General features: G+C 71.8%; 17 protein-coding genes. 10 read left to right on the top strand and 7 right to left on the bottom strand.

Annotation, left to right across the window (positions count from 1 at the left end; genetic code table 11):
- The first annotated feature begins 43 nt into the window (after nucleotides 1-43).
- From Mco01_RS18555 to Mco01_RS18535, 5 genes are all read left to right on the top strand, one after another.
- On the top strand, nucleotides 44-400 hold the full coding sequence (locus Mco01_RS18555) for a hypothetical protein (RefSeq protein WP_204058140.1): 357 nt from the start codon (nucleotides 44-46) through the stop codon (nucleotides 398-400).
- Nucleotides 401-722: 322 nt separating this feature from the next.
- Entirely contained in the window at nucleotides 723-2090 is a 1368-nt protein-coding gene (locus Mco01_RS18550) for an ABC transporter substrate-binding protein (RefSeq protein ID WP_204058139.1), read from the top strand.
- A 32-nt stretch (nucleotides 2091-2122) separates the two neighbouring features.
- Nucleotides 2123-3010 carry a carbohydrate ABC transporter permease gene (locus tag Mco01_RS18545; protein WP_036333250.1) on the top strand — a complete coding sequence of 296 codons (888 nt, stop codon included), beginning with the start codon at nucleotides 2123-2125 and terminating at the stop codon, nucleotides 3008-3010.
- A complete protein-coding gene (locus tag Mco01_RS18540) occupies nucleotides 3007-3930 on the top strand; it encodes a carbohydrate ABC transporter permease (protein ID WP_239103728.1) in 924 nt (307 codons plus the stop codon). Before Mco01_RS18545 ends, Mco01_RS18540 begins: the two co-directional genes overlap by 4 nt.
- 144 nt (nucleotides 3931-4074) lie before the next feature.
- Nucleotides 4075-4545: a hypothetical protein gene (locus tag Mco01_RS18535; RefSeq protein WP_204058138.1), complete on the top strand. Its 471-nt coding sequence runs from the start codon at nucleotides 4075-4077 to the stop codon at nucleotides 4543-4545.
- 49 nt (nucleotides 4546-4594) lie between these two features.
- Here the strand turns inward: Mco01_RS18535 and Mco01_RS18530 are convergent, their stop codons facing one another.
- The 5 genes from Mco01_RS18530 to Mco01_RS18510 form a co-directional block, all read right to left on the bottom strand.
- Entirely contained in the window at nucleotides 4595-5791 is a 1197-nt protein-coding gene (locus Mco01_RS18530; protein ID WP_204058137.1) for a hypothetical protein, read from the bottom strand.
- Between the two features lie 46 nt (nucleotides 5792-5837).
- Nucleotides 5838-6671 carry an arginase family protein gene (locus Mco01_RS18525; protein WP_204058136.1) on the bottom strand — a complete coding sequence of 278 codons (834 nt, stop codon included), beginning with the start codon at nucleotides 6669-6671 and terminating at the stop codon, nucleotides 5838-5840.
- A 162-nt stretch (nucleotides 6672-6833) separates the two neighbouring features.
- On the bottom strand, nucleotides 6834-7397 hold the full coding sequence (locus tag Mco01_RS18520) for a hemerythrin domain-containing protein (RefSeq protein WP_204058135.1): 564 nt from the start codon (nucleotides 7395-7397) through the stop codon (nucleotides 6834-6836).
- An 81-nt stretch (nucleotides 7398-7478) separates the two neighbouring features.
- Nucleotides 7479-8306: an ATP-binding protein gene (locus Mco01_RS18515; protein ID WP_204058134.1), complete on the bottom strand. Its 828-nt coding sequence runs from the start codon at nucleotides 8304-8306 to the stop codon at nucleotides 7479-7481.
- Nucleotides 8296-9165: an MEDS domain-containing protein gene (locus tag Mco01_RS18510; protein ID WP_204058133.1), complete on the bottom strand. Its 870-nt coding sequence runs from the start codon at nucleotides 9163-9165 to the stop codon at nucleotides 8296-8298. Before Mco01_RS18510 ends, Mco01_RS18515 begins: the two co-directional genes overlap by 11 nt.
- Nucleotides 9166-9350: 185 nt before the next feature.
- On the opposite strand from Mco01_RS18510, the gene Mco01_RS18505 reads away from it, so the two are divergent.
- From Mco01_RS18505 to Mco01_RS18495, 3 genes are all read left to right on the top strand, one after another.
- Nucleotides 9351-10262 carry a DMT family transporter gene (locus Mco01_RS18505; protein ID WP_204058132.1) on the top strand — a complete coding sequence of 304 codons (912 nt, stop codon included), beginning with the start codon at nucleotides 9351-9353 and terminating at the stop codon, nucleotides 10260-10262.
- Between the two features lie 62 nt (nucleotides 10263-10324).
- Nucleotides 10325-11059, top strand: coding sequence for an alanyl-tRNA editing protein (locus tag Mco01_RS18500; protein WP_204058131.1), 735 nt, complete (start codon nucleotides 10325-10327; stop codon nucleotides 11057-11059).
- Nucleotides 11060-11210: 151 nt separating this feature from the next.
- Nucleotides 11211-11699 carry a hypothetical protein gene (locus Mco01_RS18495; protein ID WP_204058130.1) on the top strand — a complete coding sequence of 163 codons (489 nt, stop codon included), beginning with the start codon at nucleotides 11211-11213 and terminating at the stop codon, nucleotides 11697-11699.
- A 16-nt stretch (nucleotides 11700-11715) separates the two neighbouring features.
- On the opposite strand, the gene Mco01_RS18490 is transcribed toward Mco01_RS18495, so the two are convergent.
- Nucleotides 11716-12963: an MFS transporter gene (locus Mco01_RS18490; RefSeq protein ID WP_239103727.1), complete on the bottom strand. Its 1248-nt coding sequence runs from the start codon at nucleotides 12961-12963 to the stop codon at nucleotides 11716-11718.
- Between the two features lie 121 nt (nucleotides 12964-13084).
- Between Mco01_RS18490 and Mco01_RS18485 the strand changes: the two genes are divergently transcribed.
- Together Mco01_RS18485 and Mco01_RS18480 are read left to right on the top strand one after the other, a co-directional pair.
- Nucleotides 13085-14011, top strand: a complete 927-nt coding sequence (locus tag Mco01_RS18485; protein WP_204058129.1) for a LysR family transcriptional regulator — start codon at nucleotides 13085-13087, stop codon at nucleotides 14009-14011.
- Complete coding sequence (locus Mco01_RS18480; RefSeq protein ID WP_204058128.1) at nucleotides 14008-14172, top strand: hypothetical protein; 165 nt, start codon at nucleotides 14008-14010, stop codon at nucleotides 14170-14172. The genes Mco01_RS18485 and Mco01_RS18480 overlap by 4 nt, the downstream gene beginning before the upstream one ends.
- A gap of 268 nt (nucleotides 14173-14440) precedes the next feature.
- On the opposite strand, the gene Mco01_RS18475 is transcribed toward Mco01_RS18480, so the two are convergent.
- Nucleotides 14441-17566 carry a carbohydrate-binding protein gene (locus tag Mco01_RS18475; protein WP_204058127.1) on the bottom strand — a complete coding sequence of 1042 codons (3126 nt, stop codon included), beginning with the start codon at nucleotides 17564-17566 and terminating at the stop codon, nucleotides 14441-14443.
- Between the last annotated feature and the right edge of the window lie 327 nt (nucleotides 17567-17893).

Here is a 17893-nt window from a genome sequence, read left to right as displayed (position 1 = left end):
GGCGCGGTCGTATGGTCGGGGACGGCGATCCTGGAGGTGCGCGATGCCGCTGCCGTCGACCGTCCGCGAACGGTGCCGGCCGTTCCTGGACCCGGACGAGGTGCTCCAGTACCTGTTCCCCGCGTACACGCAGGGGGCGAACTTCATCTTCGCGGTGACCGACAGGACCATCACGATCCTGCACTGCGGAGCGTTCAACCGGGACCGCCCCAAGGGCGTGTACGCCCGGCTGCCCCGGGCGACCCGGATCGGGCCGGTGAACACCAACCTCGACCCCGTGTTCCGGTGCAACGGCATGGGCTACCGCGTCGACGACCAGTACGTATCGACGATCCTCGCCGCCGACGCGGAGATCGCGGGGGCGCCGGTGCTGCCGCCGGACCCCGAGTGGGAGACATAGAACGCCGCCCGAATGACCGACTCTCCCCTTTTAGGGGCATTTCGCGCCCTATCGAACCGAGAAATCGAACGCGCGCCGTCTGATTCACGAAATCCCTCATGTTCCTTCATAGCCGAACAGGCGAATCGGGCCAGACCAGGGGCGAAGGACCGCGCTCATCCGGGAGCCGTACGCCGTTCAGGCAGGGGGACCCGGCCTGTCACCGTGACGCAACCGAGATTCGGGTCGCCTTGACACGCGCGCGAGACGAGGATTTAACTCTGATCGGACTTGTTTAATTATGTTCGCTAAAGACTGATTCTGCGCCCATTCGGGAGGCGTCATGTCTCACTCCGTCACTCCCCGCCCGTCCGGTCTGCCGGGGTCCCCCACGAGCCGCCGTTCGGTGCTCAAGGGGCTCGCGTTCACCCTCGGCGCGACGGCGGTCCCGGCCGGTCTCCTCACGGCCTGCGGCAGCTCCTCCAGCCCGTCGGGCACGTCGTCGGGCGGCTCGGGCGGCGGCGCGACGACGGTCACGTTCGGGTCGAACTACTCCGACCCGGCGCCCAAGGCGGCGTTCGAGGCGCTCACGAAGACCGCCGGGCAGCAGGCCGGGGCGACCATCACGCTCAACACGGTCGACCACAACACGTTCCAGAACAACATCAACTCCTACCTCCAGGGCACCCCCGACACCCTGTTCACCTGGTTCGCCGGCTACCGGATGCAGTTCTTCGCCCAGCAGGGGCTGATCGCGCCCATCGACGACGTCTGGCAGAAGATCGGCGGCAACTTCGGCCAGGCCGCGCAGTCGCTGTCGAAGGGCCTGGACGGGCACTACTACTTCGTCCCGATCTACAACTATCCGTGGGTCGTCTTCTACAACAAGAGCACCTTCCAGGAGAAGGGCTACGAGATCCCCAAGACCTGGGACGACTACGTGGCCCTGCTCAAGAAGATGAAGGGCGACGGCCTGACGCCGCTGGCCTTCGCCGACAAGGACGGCTGGCCCGCGCTCGGCACCTTCGACATCCTCAACCTGCGGATCAACGGGTACGACTTCCACATCCAGCTCATGAAGCACCAGGTGCCGTGGACCGACCCGCGGGTCACCCAGGTGTTCCAGCAGTGGGCCGAGATCCTGCCGTACTGCCAGCCCGGCGCCACCGGCCGCATCTGGCAGGACGCGGTCAAGACGCTGGAGAGCAAGCAGGCCGGCCTGATGTTCCAGGGCACCAACCAGGTCGCCGCCCAGTACGTCACCGACGGCAAGGACCTGGCCGACCTCGACTTCTTCGCCTTCCCGGAGATCAACCCGCAGTTCGGCCAGGACTACATGGACGCCCCGACCGACGGGTTCTGCCTGGCGAAGAACGCCAAGGAGGACACGGTCGCGGCGGGCAAGAAGGTCCTGGAGTACCTCGGGACCGGCGACGCCGAGGCCACCTTCCTCAAGACCGACCAGTGGGACGTGGCCCTCGCCCAGGGCGCCAGCATCCCGACCTACAACGCGATCCAGAAGAAGTCGGTCGAGATGATCGCCTCGTGCAAGGCGGTCTCCCAGTTCATGGACCGCGACACCGACCCCGGCTTCGCCAGCAACGTGATGATCCCCTCGATCCAGAAGTTCATCAACGACCCGAGCCCGTCGGGGATCAAATCGCTGCAGGACAGCATCGAGGCGCAGGCGAAGACAATCTTCACGAACTGATGGCCCTACAGTCACGACCCCGCGCGCGGGGGATGACCCCGCGCGACCGGGTGCTGGTCGGGCTCATGCTCGGCATCCCGGTGCTCGCCGACCTGGCGTTCGTCTGGTTCCCCGCGCTGTCGTCGGTGGTGCTGTCGTTCACCCGATGGAACGGCATCGGCGGCCTCGACCAGATCAAGCCGTACGGCGTGGAGAACTACCGCATCGCGGCCACGGTCGACCCGCAGTTCTGGCCGGCCGTGCAGCACAACGCGATCTGGCTGCTGGTCTTCGTCTGCCTCGCCACGCCGCTCGGCATGCTGTTCGCGGTGATCATCGACCGCAACATCCAGGGCAGCCGCGTCTACCAGAGCGTGCTGTTCCTGCCCGTGATGCTGTCCCTCGCCCTCATCGGGATCATCTGGGAGCTCATCTACTCCCCCAACTACGGCCTCATCAACTCGATCACCGGCCACAACCACGACGACAACCTCGTCAACTGGCTCGGCGACCCCCACCTCAACCTCTGGGCCGTCCTCGTGGAGGCCTGCTGGCGGCAGGCGGGGTACGTCATGATCCTCTACCTGGCCGGGCTCAAGGCCGTCGACCCCTCCCTGCGGGAGGCGGCCCTGATCGACGGGTCCAACGCCTGGCAGACCTTCTTCCGGGTGGTCTTCCCGGTGATGAAGCCGATCAACGTGGTCATCCTCGTCGTGACGCTGATCGAGTCGCTGCGCGCCTACGACCTGGTCTACATCAACAGCCACGGCCCGGTGCTCCCCGGCCTGGAACTGCTGTCGATCCTGGTCACCCAGAACATCCTCGGCGAACAGACCCGCATCGGGTACGGCTCGGCCCTCGGGGTCGTGCTGCTGGTCATCTCGCTCGTCCCGATCTCGGTGTTCCTGTACCAGACCTTCCGGCGGGAGGAGCGGCCGTGACGGCACAGGCCCGATCCACCACGGCCCCGGCGGTGGCCGCCGCGAGCCGCCGACGCGCGCGCGGCAGCCGCCGCGCCGCCCGCGTGGCGGCGCTCGTCTTCATGATCACGGCCACGGTGCTGTGGCTCGTCCCGATCCTGTTCGCGCTGTACGTGTCCCTGCGCCCGGTGGAGGACACCGCCCAGAGCGGCTACTTCTCGCTGCCGCGCCACCTCACGCTGGGCAACTTCACCGACGCGTGGACGCAGTCGGACATGCAGCGGTACTTCCTGAACTCGGTGATCGTCACCGTGCCCGCCGTGCTCGTCACGCTGCTGCTCGCCTCCAGCGTGGCGTTCGTGCTGTCCCGGGTGCGGATGCGGTACACCCTGACCCTGCTGATCCTGTTCACCGCGGGCAACCTGCTCCCCCAGCAGGTCATCATCACGCCGCTCTACCGGCTGTACCTGCTCATCCCCGTGCCCGAGTTCCTCAGCGAGAACGGCCTGCTGTACAACTCCTACGCCGGGCTCATCCTGATCAACGTCTGCTTCCAGCTCGGCTTCTGCGTGTTCGTGCTGAGCAACTACATGAAGTCGATCCCGCACGAGATCTACGAGGCGGCCGTCGTGGACGGCGCCTCCCTGTGGACGCGCTACTGGAAGCTGACCCTGCCGCTGTGCCGCCCGGCGCTCGCGGCGCTGGCGACGCTGCTGACCACCTGGATCTACAACGACTTCTTCTGGGCCATCGTGCTGATCCAGCGTGGCGACAAACGCCCCATCACCTCCGCCCTGGCCAACCTCCAGGGACAGTTCGTCAGCAACCAGAACATGATCGCGGCGGCCGCCCTCATCGCGGCGATCCCCACCCTGATCGTGTACGTGGTCCTGCAGAGGCAGTTCATCGCCGGTCTGGCCCTCGGCTCCACCAAGGGCTGACCTGCCCCGCCGGCGCCGCGATGTTGATTCGTTGTTCACGCAGCTCAGAGAGGTTGATGATCAAAAATCCGGGCCGTAGATCGGAGGAGGGCGACCGGTCGTGCCGACGACCGGCCCCGCCGATCCGATCAGGAGGAAGCGCACATGCACCGCACGCTCCGCACCACGGTCCAGGGATCCGCACGGCGCCGGCTCGCGACGGCGGCCGCCACGCTCGCCGCCGGCCTCGCGGCGGTCGCCGGCTTGACGGCCCCGGCCGCCGCCGCCTCCGCGCCCGACCCGGTCATGCTCACCTGCCGTGACTTCAACGGCGCCGGATTCATCAACTGGGACCTGCTCGTCCAGCTCAACCCCGACGGCACCGCGCGGTCGGCCGAGCAGTTCGGCGACGCCTACCTGACCGGGCTGCAGGTGCTCTCCGTGGAACGGACCGGGCGGCCCTCCATCGCCATCCGCGACAACGGCCGCTCCCTCGACTTCCACGGCGACGCCATCCTGCAGGCCGGGATCCCCGGCACCTCGTTCAACGCCTCGGGCCCCGCCCAGAGCTGCAGCGCCCACTTCACGTTCCCCCACCCGGCCGGCACCTACACGAACCTCACCCCGACGTCCTGACGGTCCGCGGCAGCAGGGTGGGCGGTCTCCGGCCGCCCACCCTCGGGGGTCACCCCCAGCACTGCCAGGAGTCCTTGTCGTAGAAGTCCTGGAACCGGCTGACGGGCGGGTCGGCGCCGTACTGCCACCGGCAGGCGGCCTGGGTGTCGATCCCGAACGTCTCACCCGCGCAGTACCACCCGTAGGCCCCGCGCCCGGAGACGTAGCGCGCACCGGTGCGGCCGCGGGCCCGGCAGTAGGCGGAGAAGTCGAGGGCGCCGAGTCTGCGGGTGGCGTGCCAGCACTGCCACGAGCGCGGGTCGAAGAAGTCGGCGACCCTGTCGGCCACCTGGGCGCTGTGGTAGGTCCAGGCGCAGACGGCTGCCGCGCCGTTGCCGGTCGCGTTCTGGCCGGCGCACCGCCAGCCGTAGGCGTCGGCGCCGGTCAGCCGCGCCGTCCCCTGGCCGGTCGCCCGGCAGTACCCGTCCCAGTCGGGCGCGCCCAGCAGCCGCGCACCGCCGACTGCGGCCGCCGACGGTGTGGCGGCGGCGAGGGACCGGCCGGGGGACCCGGCATGGCCGGACGTCGTCCCCGCTCCGGACGCGACCAGCGCCGCGGCGGCCGACGCGGCCACGGCCAGCACGGCCGCCGCGGCCAGCATCACGGGGCCACGCCGCCTCGCCGCCCCCGCCCGCACGGCCGGGTCCGCACCAGCGGCCGCCGCGGCCAATATCCCCCGGCCACGCCGTCCCGCCGCTCCCGCCCCCGCCCCGGTGGCCGGGTCCGCGCCAGCGGCGGCCCGCCCGGCCCCGGCAGCCTCCCGGCCCTCCCCGGCGGCGGTCCGCTCGGCGGCCGTGCGGCCCGACCTGACGCCCGCGCCGTCCCGCGGGCCGTTCATCACGTCCTCGCGCGGGCCGTCCGCGCCCTCGTCCGCGCCCTCGTCCGCGCCCTCGTCCGCGCCCTCGTGCGCGGCGGGCGCGCGTCCGGCGGAGAGCTCGGCGGCGAGCGTGGCGGACAGCTCGTGCCAGCGGGCCTCCCAGACGGCGGGGTCGCCGCCGCAGGCCCGTACGTAGGCCAGCGTGACCATGAGGCTCGGCAGCCGGTCGCCGGACGCGGCGATCGACAGGGCGCTGGCCGAGGTGTGCACCCTGGCCGCCATCTGACGGTACGTCGGCTCCCCCGCGTCCTCGCGCAACCGCCGCAGGTCGTGGGCGAACCTCTGGATCGGCCCCTGCCCGGGGTCGAGGGGTTTCGGCTTACGCCCCATCAGCCCTCCGCGTCATGATGCCGGCCCGTACGCGGTCGCCCGGCGCCTACCGGCTCTCCTCTCCCAGCAGCGCCGGGACGAGCCCGGCCAGCGTGGCCCGGTCCTCGTCGCGGCGCGGCGCGTACTCGGTGATCCCCAGGCCCGCCAGGGTGAACGCGGCCGTGAGCGCCCGCACGGCCGCGCGCAGCGTGGAGACGGCGAGGCCACCGGCCTCGGGGTGGTTCAGGGACCCGAACTCCCCCGGGTCGAGCACGTCCAGGTCGATGTGGACGTACACGGCCGTGGCGCCGGTGTCGGACACCGCGGGGACCAGCGCGGCCGGGTCGGCCGTCAGCTCGGCCACGGTGCGGCGGGCGAGCCCCGCCTCGGCGACGTACGCCGCCTCCGAGGGGTCCAGGGCGCGGACGCCGGCGAGGACCACCTGCCCGGGCCGCAGCGGGCGCGCCGGGACCAGCTCGGGGCGGCCCTCCCCCAGCAGCGTGCGCAGGACCATGCCGTGGAACGCGTGCGAGGGCGACGACGCGGGCGTGTTGAGGTCGCCGTGGGCGTCGAACCAGACGACGGCGAGCCGCTCCCCGTGCCGCGCCAGGGCGGCCGACACGGGCTCGAGCTCGACCCCGCAGTCTCCCCCGGCCGTCACCACCGTCTCCGGTCCAGTGTCGGCGAGGGCGGCGCGGGTCCCGGCCGCGACGGCGACGAGCGCGTCGAGGCCGCGCACGCCGTCCCGCTCGACGCCCTCGGCGTCGGGGACGGGCACGCGCACGGTGCGCCGGGACGGCACGAACGAGGCCAGCACCTCGGCGCCACGCGACAGACGGCGGGCGTCGGGGGCGCCCGAGCCCTGCCACTGGGGAACCTGGATCAGCGTCGTCGGGGGCATGTCACGATCATCGCACGCGCGCCACCGCCGGGATCATGCACCGGTCTCGCCCCCGTCACGCACGGCGGCACACGGCGGCCCGGGGTTCCGGGCGGGACCGCGGGGCTCCGCCACGCTCGCGGCGCCGGCGGGGCGGCCCGGGTCCCGTCCGGGCGCGGAGCGTCAGTCCCTGTTCGACTGCCGCCAGTCGCGGACGGCGTCGCGGACCTTGTCGAACACCGCGACGGGCGGCCCGACCAGCATGTTCGCGAGCGCGGACTCCCCGGCGCCGGGGTGCGGACGGGTGGGTGAGACCGCCTCGGCGGCCCGCACGGCCCCGGCCATCCGGCGCAGTTGCTCGGGGGACGTCTCCTGGCGCAGCCGCGTGAACTCCTCCTGCTCCTCGTGGGTGGCGTGGTCGAGGACCGCCTGCGCCAGCGTGGCGAGCCCGGTGTCGAACGCGGGATGGTCCACCCCGAGGTCGTACAGGTCGGACAGGGCGTGCTTCGCCTCGTCCTCCTCGTGCAGCCGCGCCTCGACGACCGCGTCGCCCGCCTTCGACCGGGCGGCCGGGTGGACGACCTGCTCCTCCGCGCTCTCGTGCACGGCCAGCAGCCGTACGAGGTCGTGGAACAACTCGAGCCTGCGCTCGCCCCGGGCGGCGGCGACGTCCGCGAACAGGGTCTTGATCTGCGTGTGCTGCTCCAGCAGCAGGTCGACGACGTCGTGCTCTCCGGTGGTGGTCACTGCCGTCACCTTTCGACTAGGGGATTCCCAGCCGCTGCCCGGCGCGGTCCGGGCTACACCCGCGAATGCCGCCGTCCGGTCTCAGTCCGCGTCCGGGCGAGCCGGGAACCGGCCGGCGGCCTGGGCCGGCGTGTCGGCGACGGTGAACGGAATGGGGCTGAGGCCGTCGAGCCGGTGCGCGAACTCCGGCGTGAGCCCGGAGAGGGCCATCATCCCCGCCGGCGTCTGGTCCAGCCGCTGCTGGGCGCTGATCAGCGCGGTGATGCCGGTGCTGTCCCAGAAGGCGACCCCGGAGAGGTCCACCACCAGCCGCGGCGCGCTCGTGTCCGACACGAGCCCGCGGACGACGAGGGCGATCTCGGTGGCCGCCCGCCCGTCCAGAGCGCCCTCCAGGGCGAGGACGAGGTAGGAGTCGCGACGGTCGAGCGTCCGGGCGGAGGGGTGATCGGGTGACGGAAGGACGAACTCGGCCGTGGCGACGGTGCCGTCCGTCCCGGATTCGATGGTGAACCCGTCGGTCAGGTAGCGGGCGATCCACAGACCGTGACCGTGGCGGACGGGCCATGCGGCGGCGTCCGGCCCGGCCGGGCCGGGACCTCCCGTGTCGCTGACCTCGCACCGCAGCGACCCCGCCGACCGCCAGATCCGCACCCGTCCCGTGCCCACGCTGTGGAAGACCGCGTTCGTGGCCAGTTCATGGACGATGAGCACCAGGTCCGTGGCCCGGCCGTGCGGGAGGCCCGCGTGCGTGGCGTGCGCCTCCAAGGTGGCCCGCAGCGCGTAGAGCGAGTCGCGGTCGAACGGCTGGTCGAGGATCGGCGCGGCCCCGCCGGCGCCCATCGGCCCTCCTCCCCCGCCGGAGGCCTCGGCCGTGCCGGGCGGGGTGTCCATCGGCCGGTCATCGGTCATCGGCGGTCACCAGATCGATGCCGTGCACCCCGTCGGCGCCCAGCAGGACGAACCTCGACACGATGCCCCGGTTGCAGCGCAGTACCACCCTGCGGGACGGAACCAGGCTCCGCGCCGCGTCGATGATCATGCGGGTGCACGAGAGGTCGATGAAGGACAGCTCCGCCATGTTGATCGTGATGTGGCCGTCCACGCGGATGGCCTCGGCCAGGGCGAGGGCCAGGGCGTCCTCGGCCGAACGGTCGATCTGACCCGCGAGGCGGATGCCGGCCGGGGCGTACTGGCGGCAGATGCGCAGCAGCGGGTCGTCGTGGTAGGTGGCCGCCGCGACCGCGCGGGTGTGGAAGGGCGACACCGACGCGAGGGTGACCGGGTCGAAGCGGTCGCGGTCGTACTGGCACAGGACGGACACGCTGGTGCCCGACAGCGCCGCGGCGATCTCCTTCTCGAAGGCCGGCAACTGCTCGACCCCGCTGACGGGCCGCAGCGCCCAGCCCATGTCGAGGGCCACCCGCAGCCCCGCGTAGCCCTCCCGCGAGGTCAGCTCGATCTGGGAGCGCAGCCACGCCATCGCGTGCTCCACGCTGAAGGACTGCCCGGACAGCAGGCCCTCATGCGACGCGACGACGTCCATCCGCCCGGTCTCGGTCGCGGGCCGTACGGCGACGCCCCGGCGGCCCAGCTCGGTCAGGGCCGCCTGCGGCTCCTCGCACAGCCAGACGACGCGCAGTCCCCCGGACAATCCGTCCCGGACGAACGCCGCGGTCAGGTCGTGGAGCTCCTCGGGCTCGCCGAAGGTCAGGCAGGCGTGATCGTTGGCGGTCAGATCCGTGATCTGAACCTCCGCGCTGATCGTCACCCGCGCCACCACCTCACCGTGACCGCCGTCGCCACCGCACCGCGGAAACTCATCGTAATGACGTGTCCGAGGTGGGCGGACCGGCACCCGCCCCGTGGGGCGGCCCTGCCCCGAGGAGGCATGGAGCCGGGTCCTCGGGGTAGCGAGCGTCGGGTCGCCACGAAGCCGGAGGCGGGGGGACGCCCATGACCCGTGTGAGCGAGGACCGGACCGCCGGAGTCACCGAACCGGCCACCCGCCACCCGTCCGCGTCCATGGCTGTGGGAGCCCTGTTCGTGTCGGCCTCGGCCGTGCTCATCCACCTGTCGGGCGCCTCGCCGGGCACCGCGTCCTTCTACCGGTGCCTGCTGGCCCTGCCGCTGCTGATCCCGCTCGCGCTGGGCGAGCGGAGGCGGGAGGGCGGGATCCCGGGACGCCGCCGGCTCGTCACCGTCGTCGCGGGAGCCCTGTTCGCCGGCGACATGCTGCTGTGGACGGCGGCCATCGCAGAGGTCGGCGCCGGGCTCTCCACCGTGCTGGTCAACGTCCAGGTGGTGATCGTCCCGCTGCTCGCGCTGCTCGTGGACCGCGAGGCGCTCTCCCGCAGGTTCCTGGCGTCCGTGCCCTTCCTCCTCGTGGGCGTGGTCCTCGCGGGCGGCGTGTTCGAGAAGGGCGGCGGCGGGAGCGACCCGCTCCTCGGCACCGTCCACGCGATCCTCGCGGCCCTGTGCTACTCGGCCTTCCTGTTCCTCCTCCGGCGTGAGGGGCAGGACGGGCGGCCGGTCCAGTCCTACCTGTGGGTGACGGCGTCCGCCGCGGTCGTCTCGCTGGTCGTGGGCGCGTTCTGGCAGGGCGTCGACCCGGCCCCCGGCTGGGCGGCCGTCGGCTGGCTGGCCCTGGTCGCGCTCTTCGGGCAGGTTCTCGGGTGGCTGCTCGTCGCCCTCGCCACCCCCCGTCTCGCGAGCCACGTCGGCGCCGTCCTCCTGCTCCTCACCCCCGTCGGAGCGGTCGTGCTCGGCGCCCTCGTCCTCGGCGAGCGCCCCTCCGCCCTCCAGCTGGCCGGCTGCGTGCTGATCCTCGCCTCCGGCGCCGTCGCCACGATCCGTTCCCGGCGGTGAAGGCCGATCGCGGTGCGGCCCGCGATCGGATCTGCGCAGCTCCCGGGTCCTAGACTCGGGAGATGACCTTCGACCTCCACGGACGGACCAGGCGTCTGGAGCTGTCCGACCAAGAGCTGCGATCCTTCGAGGCCGTCGTGCTGGAGGCGACGCCGGACGGCATCGTCCTGGACCGCTCGGCCTTCTATCCCGGCGGCGGCGGCCAGCCCCCGGACCAGGGCGTCCTGCTGTGGCAGGGGGTGGAGACCCGGATCGAGGGCGTCCGCAAGGGCGACGACCTCCACCTCGTCCCGGCGCAGGACGATCCCATCCCCCCGGCCGGCACCGTCGTGCGGGCGGCGGTGGCCGACGAGCGGCGTTCGGCCCTCATGCGCACCCACTCCGGGCTGCACGTGCTGTGCGGGGTGGTGTTCCGCGACTACGGCGCGCTGGTGACCGGCGGGAACATGGAGCCGTTCACCGCGCGGATGGACTTCAACCTCCCCGAGGTGCCGCCCGGGTTCAAGGAGGCGGTCGAGGACGCCTGCAACGCCGAGATCGCGGCCGACCGGCGCATCGACGTGCGGGTGCTGCCGCGCGAGGAGGCCTTCGCGATCCCCGACATCATCCGCACCGCGACCAACCTCGTGCCGGAGGGCATCCCCGAGGTGCGGATCGTGGACATCGTCGGGCTGGACACGCAGGCCGACGGCGGGACGCACGTCGCGTCGACCAAGCAGATCGGCAGGATCAAGGTCGCCAAGATCGAGAGCAAGGGACGCGGCTTCCGCCGCCTGCGCATCGCGATCTCCGGCTGAGGGCTCCAGACCGGACCGCGCGTCATGCTTCGACGGCCGTGGAGATGTCCGAATCCTAGGGTGCGTTCCGGAGCCGTTGCCGGTCTCCAGCGGATGGGGCCGGTACGTGTGCCCCGTCCGATCACGTGACGCACTGCTCTGGAGGCCGAGGATGTCCGATGAGGTTCCGACCACCGATGACCGCGAACCGGCGCTGGTCGTGGTGTCGATGATCGACCACGTACTCGGCCTGGCGGCGACCTGGACGAGCTGGGACGGTCGCCTGATGCGTGTGGACGAGCGGGTCTACACCCCGCACAAGGCGATCCGCCGGGTCGCCGATCACCTCGTCGATCACCTCGCCGAGATGGAGGCACGGCTGGCGGGCGGCTCCCCGATCCCTGATCGCTGGCACGCGTCGGCGGCCACGACCCCTGCCGATCTGGCGCCCTTCACCGATCAGGACCTGGACGAGGCCGGAAGCCGGCTCACCCGGCTGGGCCGGATCTGGGCCGATCGGCTGACCGCGCTCAGTCCGGACCAGCTCGACTGGTCGTCCGGCGAGGGCTGGACGTTCCGGCAGATCGCGTTCCACCTGGCCGGCTCGGTCTACTACGCCGACGCCGTCGGGGACCTCTCCACGGTCGGATCCGATCACTGACCTCCAGTCCGCCGGGTCATGCCGGTCGGACGCCTTCCGACGGGCGTGCCGCCACCGGGTCGGGCGCGGCCGCCCGCCCGGGCAGCAGGAGCGGGGTGCCGAGCAGGAGGACGCCGGAGACGGTGATCGCGGCGAGCGGGCCGATGAGTGTCGCGAGCACGCCCCATACCACCATGAGGGTGGCCTGGGCGAGTCTGCTGCTGATGCTCCACGCGCTGAGGACCCGGGCGGCGTGATCGGCGGGAGCGCGTCGCAGGCGTTCCGTCGCGCTGATGGGGTTGAAGACGCCCATGCAGACGATCAGCAGGCCCTCCACGACGATCACGGTGAGAAGGCCGGGGACGCCGGGACGGGTGAAGGCGAGGCCGAGCGGGAAGATCGAGCGCAGCCAGCCGGTGACGATCATGACACGGTGCCGGCCGTAGCGGGCGGCGAGGCGCGCGGACAGGCGGGCCCCCGCGAGGCCTCCGAGCGCCGGGACGCCGAAGGCGAGACCGTACTGCCAGGCCGGGAAGTGGTACCGGCCGAGAAGGAGGACGGCCAGGAGGGGGCCGGTGGCCATGATCAGGCCGTTGACGGTCATCTGGTTGAGGAACAGGCGCCGCATCACGCGGTCGTGGAGGATGAATCGCCACCCGGCCAGGAAGTCGGCGGCCCGAATCCTGCTCGCGGGGTCGCGCGCCACCACGACGTCGGTTCCGCGGATGCGGAGGACCCCGAGCGCGGAGAGCAGGTAGCTGACGGCGTCCGCCGCGACGGTGACGACCGGGCCGAGCAGCCCGATGAGCGCGCCGCCGAGCGGCGGTCCCGCCGCGGTGGCCACCCAGGTCGTGCCCTCGAACCTCGCGTTCGCGGCGAGGAGGTGATCGCCGCGGACGAGGTGCTTCAGGTACGCGCCGGAGGCGGCGGTGAACACGATGCCCGCGGTTCCCGAGATGACCGAGACAACGAGGAGGTGGCCGTAGGACAGCAGCCCGAGGAGGTACGCGATCGGGACGCTCGCCATGGCCAGGAAGCGGACCATGTCCATGCCGATCATCACCGGGCGTTTGGCCCGGTGGTCGATCCACGGGCCGAGCGGGACCGCGACGACCGCCGCGACGGCGAGGCCGGCGGCCTCCAGGAGCGAGACGGCGAACGCCGGCGAGTGCAGCACCCGCACCGCGATCAGCGGGAACGCTCCGAAGGCGATCCACGTGCCGTACGTGCTCACCGCGTAGGCCGACCACAGCCACCCGAAACCGCGTTCCAACCGCACGCGCATGCGACTCCTTGCGACAACCGATGTCCAGATCGGTGAATCACACCAGCCGCCCGGGAGCGGGATCAAACAACCGGCTGCCCGGCCCCCACAACCATCGGTTGTAGGCCCGTAGGCTGCGTCGGTGGATACCGAGGCGGTGCGATCGTTCGTCCGCGCCGCCGAGCTCGGACAGCTGCAACAGGCGGCGGACGAGCTCGGCGTGACGCAGCAGGCCGTCTCCAAGCGGATCGCCGCCCTCGAGCGCGAGGTCGGCGTCCGCCTGTTCACCCGCACCCCCCGAGGGGTCCTGCTCACGCTCGACGGCCAGGCGTTCCTCCCGCACGCCCGGAGCATCGTCGCGGGTGTCGACCGCGCCGTCACCGCGATCAGGCCGGGGTCGCGGGCCCTGCGGATCGACGTTCTCGGCCTCCGGTCCGCCCAGGCCGTGATCCTGCACGACTACTGGCGGTCGCATCCCGGCGTGGAGCTCGACGTGGTGACCCTCAGGGTCGACGACCCGGGCGTGGCGGTCGCCGCCGTCCAGACGGGCGACGTCGACGCGACGTTCCGCACGATCACCGACCCCGCCGCGCTGCCGCGCGAGCTCGAGATGATCCGGGCGTTCGACTCTCCGCTGGAACTCCTCGTCGGCCCCCGCCATCCACTCGCCTCCGCGCGAGCACTGACGCCGGCCCACCTGCGGCGGCACCGGATCTGGGTGCCGGGCATCGCGCCGCGGAGCGAGTGGGCCGAGTTCTACGATCAGCTCACCGCCGAGTTCGATCTCCGCGTCGACGCCGCCGGCCCGCACTTCGGCGACGAGGTGCTCCTCGACACCCTCGCGGACTCCGCCGACGTGGCCACGCTCGTCGGCTCGCGCGACCGGTACGTCTGGCCGGCGGGCCACGACCTGCGGCGCATCCCGATCGTGGACCCGGTGATCGCCTACCCGATCTCGCTCATCCTGCCCAGGACGAATCCGCACCCAGGACTACGGGCGATCGTCCACCACTTCGGAAGCCTGGCCCCCCTCCCCGAGACGACCTGGCTCCCGTCCTGGGCCCGATGACAGCGGCCACCCGGGGCGGGACCTGTCCTGACGGGGGCGAGCGGCCGGAGGTCGCGGAGGGCCGCCACCCGGGCGCCGCCGCCGAGCTGCGCGCGCACGGTCCCCGTACGGAGGATGTCGAGGGACCGCCGACGGCGGCACGCCTGACCGAACCCGAGTAGCGGTCCTCCCGGCCGGCCGGCACGGCGATCCCCGCGTCCCGCGCCGACCGGATGTTTCGAAGTTTCTCCGAAACATTGCGAGCGCGCAAGCCCCAATCCCCGACGCCTCGGGGCGCCCAGGAGCATAATGCCCGATCAACAACCTCGGTCATCGAGGAGAAACTTTATGTTTGGCAGAGAAAGTTTCGATCCGGTCGCCGCCGGCGGAGAACGCGGCGTGCTGCTGCGACGGCGCCGCCGGGCGCGGGCCCGGCGGCGCCGTCGCGGGCTACTGGTTCCAGACCTGGAACTCGGAGACCTGGCCGGCGGGCCAGCCGGTGTTGGCGGTGACGGTGACCCGCCAGTACCGCTGGGTGCTCGCCGGGAAGGTGATCGTGACGGTGTTGCCGGACGACGGCGAGAACGTGTAGGCGGCCGACGCCTTCACGGTGGTGAAGGTGGTGCCGTCGGTGGAGCCGAGCAGCGACAGCGTCTGGTCGCGGGCGCCCCACGACGCGGGCAGTTGCAGCACCACGCGGCTCGCCTGCTGCGCCGATCCGAGGTCCACCTGCACCCACTGGGGGAAGGCGTTGTTGGCGCTCTCCCAGTAGGTGTTCTGGTCGCCGTCCGTCGTCTTCGAGGACGGGTACACGTCGGTGTGCGACGACTCGGCGGTCGGCCTGCCCGCGGCGAGGTTCGCGGAGGCGGTTCCGCCGGTGCCCGACAGCGCGACGACGGTGGGGCTGTTGGACGCGGTGCTCGTGATCGTGAGCGATCCGGTGCGGCCGCCGGTCGCGGTGGGGCGGAAGGTGACGTTGACCGTGCACGACGCGTTCGCCGCGATCGAGCCGCCGCAGGTGTTCGTCTGGGCGAAGTCGCCCGACGCGGCGACGGAGCCGATGGACGCCGCCGCCGTGCCCGTGTTCCGCACCGTCACCGCCTGCGCCGCGCTCGTCGTGCCGACCGCCTGACCGCCGAACGTCAGCGACGAAGGAGCGGCGGTGAGCGTGGCGGTCCCCCCGCCGGCGGCGGTGAACTGCAGGCTGTTGATGTTCCAGCCACCGTTGTCCTGGTAGGCGGTGAGCGTCTGCCGCCCGGCCGGCAGGGTCAGCTGGGCCGTGACCGTGGTCCACGTCTGCCAGCCTCCGGTGGCCGGGATGGTCACGGCGCCGGTGAGGTTGCCGCCCGAGGCGCCGGCGACGTGCAACGCCCCCGTCACCGCGGCGGGCGCGGCCACCCGCAGGCCGAGCGTGTACGTACCGGCCGACGCCACGTCCACCGTGTAGTGGAACCACTGCCCTGCCGACGTCCAGCCGATGTTGTAGCCGCCGCCGGTGTCCGACGTGGTCTCCAGGTCGACGCCGTCGGAGCGGTAGCCGTTCGCCGTGCCGTTGACCGAGGAGACGCCGTACGCGACGCCCTGGCCGCCGGTGTCGTAGTTCTCCGCCTGCACGGTGCCCGGGACGGCCGCGGGCGTTCCGCCGTACGGGCCTCCGGTCCCTCCCCCGCTCTGCCAGCTGTTGCCGGTGACCGTCGCGGTGAAGCCGCCGGAGTTGTTGACGTACGCCGTCGTCCCTGAGCGCAGGCCGGTGACGGTGGTGCCGGTGATGGTGGCCGACCCGCTCGGCGCGGGGTAGAACGGCGGGGCGACGACCACGCCGTTGCGCCACGGCGAGGTGACCGTGTTGCCCTGCAGGAGCGTGTTCGTCGAGGTGGAGAACCCGATGCCGTCGTACAGGGAGTCGCCGACCGTGTTGTTCGTGGCGGTGACGTGGTCGACGACGCCGGTGTTCTGCCCGTCGCCGCCGTTGCCGATGTGCAGCGCGGGCTGGCCCTGGTTGTAGGCGTTGCCGCCCGACCTGACGACGACGTTGCCGTTGACGGTGGCCGAGAGCAGGTCGTCGCCGTTGACGCCGAACCGTCCGGCGCCGAGGCCGATGTAGCGGGCGGTGTCGGAGATGTAGTTGTACTCCACGTCCTGGGCGCTGCCGCCGTAGATGCCGATGCCCTTGCCGCCCCACGGCGCGACGATCGTGTTGTTCGTCAGCGTGATGTGCGACATCGGCGTGTAGTAGGTCCTGTTGCCGGCGAAGTCGGTGTTGTAGTGGACCGAGTTGATGGCCATGCCGTCGTCGCCGGTGCCGCGGACGAAGTTGTTCGTCGCGGTCAGGCCCGACCCGACGGAGCTGTTCAGCGACACGTTGTTGAGGTTGACGCCGTCGGCCCAGATCGAGGTGAGACGGCTGTTGCGGACGGTGCCGCCGGTGCCGGAGGCCCAGAACCCGGACAGGACGTGCTGGCTCCAGATGCCGTCGGCGACCCAGTCGGTGCCGGTGGTGTCCATGGCGCCGCCGGCGCCGTCCACGCTCGCGCGGCTCGTTGCGCTCGAGTCCAGGTGGAGGTTCTGGACCGTGCACGAGGTGAGGTTGAACAGGGCGGGCAGCGGGACGCTGTTCGGCAGCGGGACGTCGCGGTAGATCGTGCTGTACCACATGCCGGCGCCGGCGATGGTGATGCCCCTGGCGTCCAGGCCCCGGGTGCCCTTCAGGTAGAACGTCCCTGGCGGGATCCACAGGACCTTGTTCTGCGACTGGGCCTGGTTGATGCAGTTCTGGATGGCGGCCGTGCTGTCGACGGCGCCGCCGTCGCCGGCGCCGTTCGTCGGGGTGTCGTCGGAGACGGCGCCGCAGCCGGTGATGGAGATGGAGCCGGCCGGCTGGCTCAGCGGCCCGGGCGGGTTCTCCACGTCGACGACGTCGACGTAGTAGAAGGCCGCGGTGTTGGACCCGTCCTTCTTCAGCGCGAACGTGCTGCCGGGCGCGATCGCCGTGCCGGTGACGAACGTCCGCGCCTCGTCGAAGAAGACCCGCGGGTTGCCGTTGGCCGGGTTCTGGCTGTTGCCGTTGTAGTTGTCGTTGCCCTCGTAGAGCCAGCTCTGCCTGGAGTTGAGGTTCAGCGTCTGCCGGAAGGTGTTGTCGACGTACAGGTCGAGCGTGCCGGTCTGCCCGCCGCCCCCGGCGGAGTCGGGGATGCTCACCCGCACGGTGATCGCGCTGATCGGCCGGCCCGTGCCGTTCGTCCACTGGACGCTCTGCCCGGTGCCGTTGAGCTGGACGTACGAGTGCCCGGACGCCTCCAGTGCGGCGCTGGAGTACTGGGTCGTCGGCGGCGCGGTCAGGGCGACGGTCGTCGCCCCGCCGCCGGGCGTCCCGGCCTCGGCCTCGTAACTCGTGAACGGCAGCGAGGCGCCGGCCGTGGTCGCGGCCGCGGCGGCCGTGCCGGCTGCCGTGGTGCCGGTCGTGGTGGCGGCCCCGGCCGGGGCGGTCACGACCGCGGCCAGCGCGGTGCCGGCCACGACGGCCGCGGCGGCCGCGCCCGTCAGGCGGCGTAAGACGGCACGGGGATGGTGGCGCATGCGTTTCCTCCTCAGACCGCGGTACGGAGCGGTCCCCCCGCCGCCGCGTCGATGAGGGGGAGCCCGGCATGCGGACCCGGCGGTACGGCTCGTGCGCGGACAGCGCGTGTGGGATGGTGGCGGCTCAGAGTGTGTCGGAGATTTCCAGATTCTGGCAAGCAATTCGCGGCCGTTTATCAGGAAGATGAAACGCCTCTGTAATGCGTCCGTCAAGAGGACGTCTCCAGGCGGCCCGGCACGGTCACGCAGGCATGGACGGCCCGGCTCGCCCACCCGGCACCACCGGGCTCTCAACGTCGCTTGCGCCTGCCGTTGTCAAGAATGACG

The organism is Microbispora corallina (assembly GCF_016863035.1).
In the GTDB taxonomy this organism is placed as follows: domain Bacteria; phylum Actinomycetota; class Actinomycetes; order Streptosporangiales; family Streptosporangiaceae; genus Microbispora; species Microbispora corallina.
Note: the sequence above shows the minus strand (reverse complement) of the source record. Positions and strands in the feature narration are given on the sequence as shown.

What these genes read in the sequence shown, in the direction of transcription:
- Mco01_RS18535 (WP_204058138.1), top strand. Translation starts at nt 4,075, where the DNA reads ATGCACCGCACGCTCCGCACCACGGTCCAGGGATCCGCACGGCGCCGG.
- Mco01_RS18555 (WP_204058140.1), top strand. Translation starts at nt 44, where the DNA reads ATGCCGCTGCCGTCGACCGTCCGCGAACGGTGCCGGCCGTTCCTGGAC.
- Mco01_RS18500 (WP_204058131.1), top strand. Translation starts at nt 10,325, where the DNA reads ATGACCTTCGACCTCCACGGACGGACCAGGCGTCTGGAGCTGTCCGAC.
- Mco01_RS18490 (WP_239103727.1), bottom strand. Translation starts at nt 12,963, where the DNA reads ATGCGCGTGCGGTTGGAACGCGGTTTCGGGTGGCTGTGGTCGGCCTAC.
- Mco01_RS18530 (WP_204058137.1), bottom strand. Translation starts at nt 5,791, where the DNA reads ATGGGGCGTAAGCCGAAACCCCTCGACCCCGGGCAGGGGCCGATCCAG.
- Mco01_RS18550 (WP_204058139.1), top strand. Translation starts at nt 723, where the DNA reads ATGTCTCACTCCGTCACTCCCCGCCCGTCCGGTCTGCCGGGGTCCCCC.
- Mco01_RS18475 (WP_204058127.1), bottom strand. Translation starts at nt 17,566, where the DNA reads ATGCGCCACCATCCCCGTGCCGTCTTACGCCGCCTGACGGGCGCGGCC.
- Mco01_RS18480 (WP_204058128.1), top strand. Translation starts at nt 14,008, where the DNA reads ATGACAGCGGCCACCCGGGGCGGGACCTGTCCTGACGGGGGCGAGCGG.
- Mco01_RS18525 (WP_204058136.1), bottom strand. Translation starts at nt 6,671, where the DNA reads ATGCCCCCGACGACGCTGATCCAGGTTCCCCAGTGGCAGGGCTCGGGC.
- Mco01_RS18545 (WP_036333250.1), top strand. Translation starts at nt 2,123, where the DNA reads ATGACCCCGCGCGACCGGGTGCTGGTCGGGCTCATGCTCGGCATCCCG.
- Mco01_RS18505 (WP_204058132.1), top strand. Translation starts at nt 9,351, where the DNA reads ATGACCCGTGTGAGCGAGGACCGGACCGCCGGAGTCACCGAACCGGCC.
- Mco01_RS18495 (WP_204058130.1), top strand. Translation starts at nt 11,211, where the DNA reads ATGTCCGATGAGGTTCCGACCACCGATGACCGCGAACCGGCGCTGGTC.
- Mco01_RS18515 (WP_204058134.1), bottom strand. Translation starts at nt 8,306, where the DNA reads ATGACCGATGACCGGCCGATGGACACCCCGCCCGGCACGGCCGAGGCC.